Source organism: Halanaerobium sp. DL-01, from assembly GCF_003338615.1.
Classification (GTDB): Bacteria; Bacillota; Halanaerobiia; order Halanaerobiales; family Halanaerobiaceae; genus QPJE01.
Map to the genome: position 1 here is coordinate 23,101 of NZ_QPJN01000027.1, position 10,956 is coordinate 34,056.

The 10,956-nt window shown below is 35.6% G+C and carries 11 protein-coding genes; 8 read left to right on the forward strand and 3 right to left on the reverse strand.

Features of this window, described 5'->3' with window-relative positions; translation table 11 throughout:
* Window positions 1-36: 36 nt before the first annotated feature.
* Window positions 37-1,770, reverse strand: coding sequence for an ABC transporter substrate-binding protein (locus DER71_RS09245; protein WP_114474583.1), 1,734 nt, complete (start codon window positions 1,768-1,770; stop codon window positions 37-39).
* Window positions 1,771-2,353: 583 nt separating this feature from the next.
* Between DER71_RS09245 and DER71_RS09250 the strand changes: the two genes are divergently transcribed.
* From DER71_RS09250 to DER71_RS09275, 6 genes are all read left to right on the forward strand, one after another.
* Window positions 2,354-2,623, forward strand: coding sequence for a YkoF family thiamine/hydroxymethylpyrimidine-binding protein (locus tag DER71_RS09250; RefSeq protein WP_114458563.1), 270 nt, complete (start codon window positions 2,354-2,356; stop codon window positions 2,621-2,623).
* A gap of 78 nt (window positions 2,624-2,701) precedes the next feature.
* Window positions 2,702-4,102: an MATE family efflux transporter gene (locus DER71_RS09255; protein ID WP_114474584.1), complete on the forward strand. Its 1,401-nt coding sequence runs from the start codon at window positions 2,702-2,704 to the stop codon at window positions 4,100-4,102.
* A 2-nt stretch (window positions 4,103-4,104) separates the two neighbouring features.
* Window positions 4,105-4,359, forward strand: coding sequence for a hypothetical protein (locus tag DER71_RS09260; RefSeq protein WP_114458565.1), 255 nt, complete (start codon window positions 4,105-4,107; stop codon window positions 4,357-4,359).
* A 34-nt stretch (window positions 4,360-4,393) separates the two neighbouring features.
* The gene (locus tag DER71_RS09265; RefSeq protein WP_114458566.1) at window positions 4,394-5,008 is read left to right on the forward strand and encodes a DUF89 domain-containing protein; all 615 of its coding nucleotides are present in this window, start codon (window positions 4,394-4,396) and stop codon (window positions 5,006-5,008) included.
* Between the two features lie 148 nt (window positions 5,009-5,156).
* Window positions 5,157-6,116 carry an ADP-ribosylglycohydrolase family protein gene (locus DER71_RS09270; protein ID WP_114458567.1) on the forward strand — a complete coding sequence of 320 codons (960 nt, stop codon included), beginning with the start codon at window positions 5,157-5,159 and terminating at the stop codon, window positions 6,114-6,116.
* An 88-nt stretch (window positions 6,117-6,204) separates the two neighbouring features.
* Window positions 6,205-6,798: a hypothetical protein gene (locus tag DER71_RS09275; protein ID WP_114458568.1), complete on the forward strand. Its 594-nt coding sequence runs from the start codon at window positions 6,205-6,207 to the stop codon at window positions 6,796-6,798.
* Window positions 6,799-6,981: 183 nt separating this feature from the next.
* On the opposite strand, the gene DER71_RS09280 is transcribed toward DER71_RS09275, so the two are convergent.
* The gene (locus tag DER71_RS09280) at window positions 6,982-7,389 is read right to left on the reverse strand and encodes a zinc ribbon domain-containing protein (protein WP_114458569.1); all 408 of its coding nucleotides are present in this window, start codon (window positions 7,387-7,389) and stop codon (window positions 6,982-6,984) included.
* Window positions 7,390-7,917: 528 nt separating this feature from the next.
* Between DER71_RS09280 and iadA the strand changes: the two genes are divergently transcribed.
* Window positions 7,918-9,063, forward strand: a complete 1,146-nt coding sequence (gene iadA / locus DER71_RS09285; protein WP_199505597.1) for a beta-aspartyl-peptidase — start codon at window positions 7,918-7,920, stop codon at window positions 9,061-9,063.
* Between the two features lie 17 nt (window positions 9,064-9,080).
* Complete coding sequence (locus DER71_RS09290) at window positions 9,081-9,776, forward strand: aspartate/glutamate racemase family protein (protein ID WP_114458570.1); 696 nt, start codon at window positions 9,081-9,083, stop codon at window positions 9,774-9,776.
* 126 nt (window positions 9,777-9,902) lie between these two features.
* On the opposite strand, the gene DER71_RS12545 is transcribed toward DER71_RS09290, so the two are convergent.
* Entirely contained in the window at window positions 9,903-10,022 is a 120-nt protein-coding gene (locus DER71_RS12545; RefSeq protein WP_369834967.1) for a transposase, read from the reverse strand.
* Between the last annotated feature and the right edge of the window lie 934 nt (window positions 10,023-10,956).

The following is a 10,956-nucleotide window of genomic DNA, read 5'->3' on the forward strand; positions in this document are numbered from 1 at the left end:
GCAGCTGTTTCACCTGAAGACAGATTCTAACTTTTATCACTGTTCCAGATATAGCTCGTAAATATTCCATGTTACACCACCATATGCAGTTACTTCTGTATTTTTGAGGCTGTCTCTTACAGCATAAATTGCATTTGGAACTACAGTATAGATAACAGGTAGTTTTTCAGCAATTATCTCCTGAAACTCTCCATAGTATTCAGCTCTTTTTTCTACCTCATGTGTCTGAGCTGCTTTAATAAAAAGTTCATCTATGTGTGCCTCCCAATCGGTGGCCGGTTTTTCCTGGCGTGGATTCCACATATGCAGATGTCCATGAGAAAGCCAGACATTGGAACCACTGTGTGGTTCAACTCCACCTGTTAGTCCGATAAGGATAGTATCAAAATTCCATTCACTCATCAGCATAGAAGTCATTCTGTTAAAATCTACCGGTGTGGCATTGATCTTCATACCCAGATTTCTCAGTTCAGTAGAAATGATATTCATCAGTGCTTCTCTAACATCATTTCCTGCATTTGTAAGAATATTAAATTCAACTCTATGCCCATTTTTATCTATCAGTTCTCCAGCATCATTCCAGCTGAAGCCGCCTTTTTGCAGTTCTTCTCGGGCTTTTTCTAGGTTATATGGATATTTTTTTACATTTTCATTCAGATAGATTTTATTGGGTGTGCTGATAGGACTCCACTGTTTGCTTCCCTGGCCGGCAAGTGCCTGATCAATCATTGTATTTTTATCAAAAGAATAGGCTACTGCCCGCCTGAAGTGGATACTGCTGAACCATTCCAATTTCCACGGCTCTTCTTCAAGTTTGGGGTTGCGCGGATTTAGATTGAAAACCAGAAAATTAGTGCTGAAGGTCGGCCCTCCATCTATCAGATCAAAATCTTCCTCTTCAGATTTTTCCTTAAAGCGCTTATAATCAATACCTCTAACTCCCAGTAGATGTATTTCGCCTTTTTCGAAAAGCAGAGATTCTGTTTCCTGGCTGCCGGTAATTATTCTGACCCAGTTTTTAATATAGGGCAGTGATCTGCCTTCTGGATCAAGGCGCCAGTAGTTTTGATTGGCCTGCATAACAATTCTTTCTCCATTTTTGTAATCTACCATTTTATATGGTCCTGTACCGATAATATCTGCTGGATCTGTATTTATACCCCAGCTGCTGTTAAATTTTCCCTGCTGCCAGCTTTTATACAGTCTGTGTTTGGGCAGAATAGGGGCCAGCATATTGTTTAAAAATGGTGCAAATGGTTCTGGGAGTTTAAATTCTACCGTATATTTATCAATTTTTTTGTACTGAGGAAATTCACCATCGATTATCATAACATCTCTGCTGCCGGTGGGAATTGACTCATCTTTAATTAGATCAAAGGTAAAAATGACATCATCAGCTGTAAATTCCTCACCATCACTCCAGTTTACACCTTCTCTTAGATAGAAAGTGTAGGTTTTTCCATCCTCACTAATCTTCCAGTCTTTTGCCAGTTCAGGTTCTATTTCTGTAGTGACACCATTTCTGGTGACAAGTCTTTCGAAAATATAACCCATTACTACACCACTGGAACTTGTCTCTGCAGCAATAATTGGATTAAATGTTTTTGGATCACTGAGCAGAGTTGTAATAAGTGTTCCTCCATGTTTCCCCTGAGGTTTTTGGGATATCCATGGGTCTTTTAGCTCAGCTGCTGTGAGAGAAGAGGACAGGATAAAACTAAAAATAAAGATAAATATTAATAAAACTGATGAAACTATAAAGTTTTTCATACTCACTACTCCTTTTTAAACTTTTTATTTATCTAATTTATCTTTTCTAAACTTTTTGCTTATCTAATTTGTTTTCAAATCTTTACTTGTTTAATTTCTTCTTATATTAATGTATTGCTTGATTATCTTCCTGACTGATTACAGCATTGTGTGCCGCCATCTGTAAAAGTAATAATCAAATACATATATCTAAAAAATTGAAATTAAATATAGTTTTAAGAAAATCAGGGTAAAGCTTTTTGATAAAGAGAAATATTGGGTTTATAAGAAGAAAACTGAGGGGCGTTAAAAAATAAGCTTTATGGATTACTGATATATTCTGTGTTTTGAACAATAATCCTGCTGAAAAATTTAAAAAATGGTGGATGCTGGACTTAGAAAATAGGTAACTTTTTTAAAAGTATTTTTTATCTGTCAAAAAGAGAGTTAATTGGTTACTTGCGGACTGCCACAGGGACTGCTAAAATGATATATAAATACAGTTTAGAGAATAATTAAAAGGTCTTTGTAGAGAAGAAATTTGCACAGTACTGTTGAAAGGCATCAGTAAAGTCATAATTAATTTTTAAAAGGAGAGGTTTTTATGAAGAAGGATTCAGCCTATATTTCCTGTCAGATTAATTTTTATCCACTCTATACGATGGATGTTAATGAGGAAGTAAAAGAAGTGATAGATATAATAGATAAATCCGGACTTAAATATAAATCAGGTGATCTATCGACAGCAGTATATGGATATAGTGGTGAAGTTTACTCTCTCTTAGAAGAGATAACAGAAAAAATGCAGCAGAATGATAGACTTTTTTCTATGAATATCAGTATTTCCAACAGCTGTGGATGTAAGGTGGAATAAATAGAACTAAGTATAGATTACTTTATGCTTACTTTAAAATCTGAAAGCTGATCAAACGAGAATTGAGGAGCTGTAAAAATGGCATTTATGACTGTATATTTTCCAATCTGGATTAAGGCCCTGCACCTGGCATGGCCGGTTATGTTAAACCACATATTTTCAACTGCAATGAGGACAACCGATATGGTTTTAATGGGATTTTTTGGGCCGGCAGCCGTGGCTGCTGTGGGGCTAGGTGATGTCTGGGAGAGTATTGTTCTGCAGATAGGACTCGGCCTCGGTACAGGCAGTATTTCCCTTATTTCACAGGAAAGTGGTATTAAATCCAGACTGGCGGAAGAAAATAAAAATATAATTTTATCTCAGGTTATGTATGTAGGTTTTTTAATCGGTATACCTTTTATAGTTGTAGGCTTTTTAATGTCAGAACAGCTTATTTCTGTTCTGGGGGCTGCACCTGAGGTAGTTAAACTGGGTGCCCAGTACTTACTTATAATTTTTGCTGCTGCACCATTCCGCATAACCGGTATGATAGCAGCAAGAGCACTTCAGGGGAGTGGAGATACCAGAACCCCTATGGTAATAGAAGTAATTTCAAATTTTTTGAACATAGTTATTTCAGTTGTGCTTGCCCTCGGAATCGGACCATTTCCTGGTATTGGGATAATAGGAGTTGGGATTGGAACATTTGCAGCTAAGATTTTTGCAGTTTTTATATATTTCTTCCGGTTTTTAAGTTCAAAAAGCAAATTTACTATTAAAAATCCGATAAAATACTGGGATTTTACAATTATAAAACAGCTGTTTAAGGTCAGTATGCCCAAGATTACCCAGGGGCTCTACCAGAGTTTTATTACCTTTCCCCTCAACTCACTGGTGCTGTTATTTGGTACAGAGGCGGCAGCTGCCTACCATATAGCAAGAAGGGTTCATCATCAGCTGATTGCTCCTATGCACCGGTCATATTATACTGTGACGACAATTATGAACGGAAATAATCTTGGAGCAGGTCGGGTTGAGGAAAGCAAAAGAACGGTAGAGGCGATGCTAATACTGACCATTGTATCGATTGGAATGTTCTCAATTGGGATTTTCTTTACTGCTCCGTTTCTGGTCAGATTTTTCAGCAGTGATGCAGAGACTATCAGGTCTGCAGTGCTTTTCCTTAGAGCACTAAGTGTTGGAGGTCCGGCAATTACCTGTTATGGGGTTCTGGCAGGACATTTAAATGGTGCCGGGAATACCCGTTCTTCACTTTATGGAAATCTCTTCAGCCAGACATTTTTCAAACTGGGGCTTGCCTATTTTCTGGCTGTAGTAATGGATTTTGGAATTACAGGTATACTTATTTCCATACCACTTGATTTTCTAATAAGGGCTCTCTGGGTTGGCAGAAAATACCTCAGTGATGACTGGATAGAAGAAGCAGATGTTATGATCAAAGAAAGAAGAGTTAAAACCGCAGATAGGAGTTGTTAATATTGAAAATAGATCTTGACTGTTTCCCCTGTATGATGAGGCAGCTTATTGAGGCATCTGAAATGGCTGGAGCTGATAAACATACAACACGGGAAATTATAAACCATTATGCAGATATGATTAAAGATATACCGGAAGATGCTAAAGCACCTGAAGTTAGTGATAAACTGCAGAAGTTTTTAAAGAAAAAGACAGGTGATAGAAGTTATAGTCTGCTAGCAAACCTCGTGGGCTTGCCCCGAGGAGGGTCAAAATGACCCCTATTACAGCCTGAAGCAGAAAAATATTGAGATGGCAGAAAAGCTGCTGCCAGTAGTGAACAAAGAGATTGAATCTGCTGCTGATCCACTTAAAGCAGCACTGCTGATGGCGGCAATGGGGAATTCCATAGACGCCGGAGTTGGTCTAAATATTGATATTGAAGAAAATATAGAGAGGGCTTTAGAGCACGGTTTTGCCAGAAGTGACTACAGCCTTTTTAGAGAAAAATTGGATAAGGCAGAAAATCTGCTGATAATCGCTGACAATAGTGGTGAGGCAGTTTTCGATAAAATTCTGATAAAATATCTTAAAGAACATGTAGATAAAATCATTTATGCTGTAAGAGGTGTTCCGGTTTTAAACGATATTACTGAAAGTGAAGCAGAACAGATAGGTATTGGCAGCAGAGCAGAGGTTGTTTCAAGTGGTGCTGAAGGGCCGGGGCTGGTTCTGGAAACTGCTGATCCGGATTTTGTGGATATATTTAATCAGGCTGATCTTGTTTTAAGCAAAGGACAGGGTAATCTGGAAGGCCTTTCTGAAGTGGAGAGAGATATTTTCTTTCTGCTTAAGGCTAAATGCCGTATGATTGCCGGGTTTCTCAATACTGAGTTAAATAATTTTGTTTTTGTTTTGAATCGCTGAAGTTTTAACTTTTAATAATCCAGCAGCTGTTTTTTGACAGAGCAATATTCAATTGAAATATTATTTTGCATTGAGGTAAGAGATTCACTGAACAGTAGAAATTCAATTATGTTCAAAAAATTGTGGATTTTTGGGGAGGATTAGAGATTTGGATTCTAAACTGTTAAATAAAAAGCTCAAAGCAGCTGTAATCGGTCACCTGATCGGTGATGCACTTGGTGTGCCGGTTGAATTTAAAAGCCGCAAATATTTAAAAGAAAATCCGGTAAAATCAATGCAGGGTTTTGCACAGTATAATCTACCTCCCGGCAGCTGGTCAGATGATGGTTCTTTAACATTATGTCTGCTGGAATCACTGGCAGTAAAAGGTTATGATCTTAATGATCTTGCAGATAGATTTGTCAGCTGGCTTTATGAAGGGCATCTGACTCCCACCGGAGAAGCTTTTGGTGTCGGTAGGACAACTGAGACTGCTGTTTCCCGGCTTAAAAGCGGTGTCCTGCCTTTTGAGGCTGGCCCGAATGGAGAAAGAGATAATGGAAATGGATCTCTAATGAGGATACTGCCCCTGGCCTTTTATCTTTTAGAAAATGACCCTGAAGATAGATTTAAAGCTGTGGAAGAAGTAAGTTCACTTACCCATGGACATCCAAGGGCTGTTCTGGCCTGCTATATCTATACAGATTTTTCTATTAGACTTATAAAAGGTGAAAATATAGAAGATGCATATTTAGAATGCTGCAGCCATGTAGAAGATTTTTTAGCTGCTGGCAGGTATGGCAGATATGGTAAATATAAAGAGGAACTAAAATATTACCGGAGAATTATAAAAGAAGATACTGCTGAACTTAATGAAGGGCAGATAAATTCAACTGCATATGTGGTAGATACTCTGGAAGCATTTTTCTGGGTTCTGCTGAACAGCAGCTCTTACCGAGAAGCAGTTCTAATGGCAGTTAATCTGGGACTTGATACAGACACTACAGCTGCAGTAACAGGAGGACCGGCTGCTATTTATTATGGATTTGAAGATATTCCAAAAAAATGGATCGATCAGCTAAGGCATAAAAAAGAAATTATTGCACTGATAGATAAATTTTCGTTTTAAAATTTTCCGACTGCATTATATAATGATATAAAGAATTGAGACAATATTTAATATTTTTGGAATTAAGCATCCAGAAGGAGGCTTTAAAATGGATATATTATGTGATCAGAGCTGTAATATGGGGTATATATATCTCTACAAAAACAAAAAAGGTATAATAGAAAATTATGATGAGAGTACATTAATTACAGCAAATCAGCCTGTTGAGGTGATAGAAAATATTTATCTCAAGCTGAACAGACTCAGCTGGCCTGGCAAAAAATATATTGAGGCACTGGAAGATGGAGATTTTATAGAAGAATTTCAGAATGATATTGATGAGGATGGATATATTACCGGCATTGAGCTGGAGCTGAATGAAGAAAGGCTGCAGGATTTGATAGAGAATTTTAAGATTGCAACCTTTGAGCTTAATGGTAAGCAGTTTTATTATGCAGCTTTTTCCTCAGATGAAGCAGTTTTTGATACAAACAACTATGTTTATTCCTTTTCTGAAGAGGAAGATGCTTTTGTAATAGTTAACCGCTCTGAAGACAGGCGGTTTCAGATCAATATTGGTGAAGGAACTTCTTTAAGCAACAGGATAGCCTATGTGAGAGCCATTATTTTTAATGAAGATTCTCCATATGATGTTGATTATCTAAAACAGCTGAAGCTGTACAGAAGTACTGATAATTTTTAGAATAGTTCATATAACGGCAGCACAATTTTGTAAATATATTTCAATAAAAAATATTAAAAATAAAACAAGTTCACTCAAAATAATACTTTTTAACAAAAATGCTAAAAAATTACCTCTGGATTTTATTGTGACCGAGGGGTGAGAGGGTTACTTAGTTGGGAAAGCTCATTTAAAAGAATTTATTTAAAGTTCCTGATATTTCTCTCTGTATTTGTCAAGGGTAGGCACATATTCTTCTCCACAGTCCTTACAGATAAATCTTTTTGAGATGATAAGATTATATATTATTCCTATTGCTGCAAATATAATTACAATCCATCCCAGAATTGGAATCCAGGATAAGAGCACAATGGCTAAAATATTTTTTATGATACTCCACAATTTATTCTTTGTTTTTGTATTGTATGATCCACAGTTAGGACACTGATTTGGATCAATAAAAACCTGTTCTTCCTGACTGCTGTTTTCCTCCTCACTAAATTCCACTTCTTCGACCTCAACTGATTCTACTTCTTCAGCAACCTTATTTCCACAGCTGCCGCAGAAGATATCTCCTTCATTGATCTGAGCTCCACACTGACTGCACTTCATAATTTATACTCCTTTTTAAAATATTTTTTGACCATTACTTATAAATAATTTTATTTTCAAGTCGACCATCATTTTTATTAAAATCTATTTTATCAAGTTTCCACGGCTCTTCTATTCCTAAAGCCTGGGTGAATAAATTTATATTATTAAATATTAAAATCATCTCCTGTTATAGTATAGGTAAAGTATACCATAATTGAATATGAAAATGAATTAATTCAGCTATATTAAATAAACGAACAATTAAAACCCACACTAAATAGCGAAGAGGCTATTTTAATTTAGGGGAGAGGTTAACAAGTTGCTCTGTAAAAATATTAACATGCAGTAAATAAATTTCTATATTAATCTTATATTTCCTTCAAAAAATTTTAAGTTTTAACCAATTTAAGTAGATTAAGTAGAAAAATGATAATTTTAAATAAAAGTTTGGTTCTCCCACAAAAAGGTTAAATTTGGCGAATTTACTTGATAATATTTTCATACGACAATATAATGGTTTTAGATGTGAAAAAAGGAGGGGTCATATTGAAATTAATAAAAGATGTTGAAGTTTACAGTCCTGAATATTCAGGCAAAAAAGACCTGCTTATTGGTGGAGGTAAAATATTATTAATTAAAGATAAAATTGAATTTAATGATGAAGATATTGAGGTTATAGATGGTCAAAACAAAAAAATGCTGCCCGGGTTTATTGATCCACATGTACATATTACCGGTGGTGGAGGAGAAGGCAGTTTTAAAACAAGAGTTCCAGAAATACCTTTAAGTGATTTAACTTCAGCCGGGATTACTACTGTTGTCGGCTTGCTTGGCACAGATGGAGTAACAAGGTCGGTGGAAAATGTTCTGGCAAAGGCAAAATCACTGGAGGAAAATGGAATTACTGCCCTGATACACACCGGTTCATACAGATATCCCAGCAAAACAATAACTGATTCTGTACAGAAAGATGTTGTTTTAATTGATGAAATAATAGGTGCTAAAGTAGCGATATCCGATCACCGCTCTTCTCAGATTGGTGCCGAAGAATTGAAATTTATTGGTTCAGAGGTTAGAACTGCAGGTATGCTGGCAGATAAGGCAGGAATAGTCTGTGTACATATGGGAGACGGAAAAAAAGGGTTGGGTCCAATTATTGAAGCTGTAGAAGACAGTGAACTGCCGATACAGACTTTTGCACCAACTCATATTAATCGCAATGAAAGTCTGCTTGCAGAAGGATTTGAATTTCTAAAAAAAGGTGGAATTATCGATCTTACCTGTGGTATTTTTGATGATCTTTCTCCGGCTTCAGTAATTAGTAAAGCCAGAAAGAAAAATCTTCCGACTGAGAATATTACGGTAAGTTCTGATGGATATGGAAGCTGGTCCAGCTATGACGAAAAGGGTAATCTGCTGGAGATCGGTGCTTCCAGTGTAGGAACTCTTTATGAAGAATTTAAAAGTCTTGTCAGTCAATATGATTTTGAATTAGAAGAAGCACTGCCGTACTTTACGTCAAATCCGGCTAAAATTCTAAAACTGTTCCCACAGAAGGGAAATATAGAACAGGGAGCAGATGCAGATTTAATTATAGCTGATTTTGATCTCAAGATAGATACTGTACTGGCAAAAGGAGAAATTATGGTTAAAAATGGAGAAATTATTAAAAGAGGAGCCTACGAAAATTAGTAATTGAGGTGAAAAAAATGGGTAAAGAAGAGATAATAGGAGTTCTCGGTGGTATGGGACCTGATGCTACTGTCGATCTATTTCAGAAAATCATTGACAAAACAGCAGTAGAAAAAGATCAGGACCACCACAGAATTTTAATCTATAATAATCCTAAAATTCCGGATAGAACAGAGGCAATTTTAAATGGTGGAGAAAGTCCACTACAGGAACTTATTAAAACAGCTGAAGTGCTGGAAAAAGCTGGAGCCAGCTTTCTTGTAATACCCTGTAATACAGCCCACTACTATTTTGAAGAGCTGCAGCAGGAAGTGGAAATTGAGATACTTAATATGCTGGAAGAAGTAGCAAAAAAAATTAAGCGGGATCTCAATATCAAAAAAGTTGGTGTAATGGGAACACGTGGAGTTTTAGAATCTGAAATTTATGATAAAGAGCTGAAAAAGTTAAACTTTGAGGTAGTTAAACCTGCTGAAGAGCAGAAAGATAAAATTATGGATCTGATATATTCTGTAAAAGCCGGCCAAAAGACTTTGGAAATGCAGCAGGAGCTGAGTGCTGTTGCTGAATCAATGGTTAAAAAAGGGGCGGAAGCAGTAATACTCGGCTGTACAGAACTGCCGCTTATATTTGATATGGATAGTTTTGCCTATCCGGTTTTCTCTTCTCAGGAGGTTCTGGCAGAAAGTGCATTGAGAAGAATTAATAAGTAAAAGCCTGTTTTAGTGAGATGCTGTCTCATTAAGCAGGCTTTTTTTATAGGGAAGTCTCAGAAAACTCCTTATGCTTGTCTTAGTGGATGAATAAGCCTTTTAATTTTGAGATTTGATTCCTAGAAATTAAACATTCTTTTGATTTTGGATATACTTTTGCATAGTTTCAGAAGTTACACTTTCAGCTGTCCCGTCATAATATCCTCTACCCCACAAACCACTACCCCAAAGGCAGTTTCGTATCAGACTTCGAAAATGCCATAATTTATGAGAATTTAAAGGATTGTTTGCACAGCATTATTTCAATCAGGGATGCTGTATGATAAAAAGTTGTAAAAAAGTTGTAAAGTGATGCAAAAGACATAGAAACATTTCTAATTTTGTCGAACAATTTAATAAATATATAATTTGGCTTGACATAATTCTAAATTAACACTATAATGTAAATGAAATAATAAGGAATATAATTGTTGTAATACTAAATTGTAGCAATAGATAAAAATTATAAAGGGCAGAGATCTTTCCCAGATTCTTAAAATAAAGAAAGATGGGATTAAGTTTAAATAATTTAAATATAGGGTAGCAATTTACAGTTACTACTGCCTTGTTAGTTAAACATTTATCATATTAATGGGTTTGTGTAAATTAATCATTGTTGCTTTTATTAGAAGTATCAAAATATTGTTATATACTGAAAATTATAATTTAAGAATTAGGGCTCTGGGCCGGGAAATGTATTTTTCCGGCCTTCCTACGTGTATAAGTAATAATTTTTACTTCTAAAAATATAATAGAATTACTTTAAATTAAATTTTATTATCAATAATTTTTGTAATTGTTCGGAGGAAACAATAATTTTAGAGTGAAATATTATGAAAAGCATTGTATAGGTAAAGAATGGAATGGTTAATGCTTTTAAAAGAATTAATATATAATTGCATTGCGAAAATTCAATTTTGGTCATTTTAACAATTTGACATTTTTGTCATAATAGGGATTGTGAAATTCAAAAATTGCTAATTAAGACTGTTCGCAGTGTAAGCATGTATTGATATAAAAACAATAAAAGTAGGTGAATATTTATGAATTTAAAAGAAAAAGCGTTAAAGATGCATGAAGAAAACATGGGGAAATTAAAAGTAGCAGGAAAGGTTAAGGTTGAAAATGAAGATGACCTAAC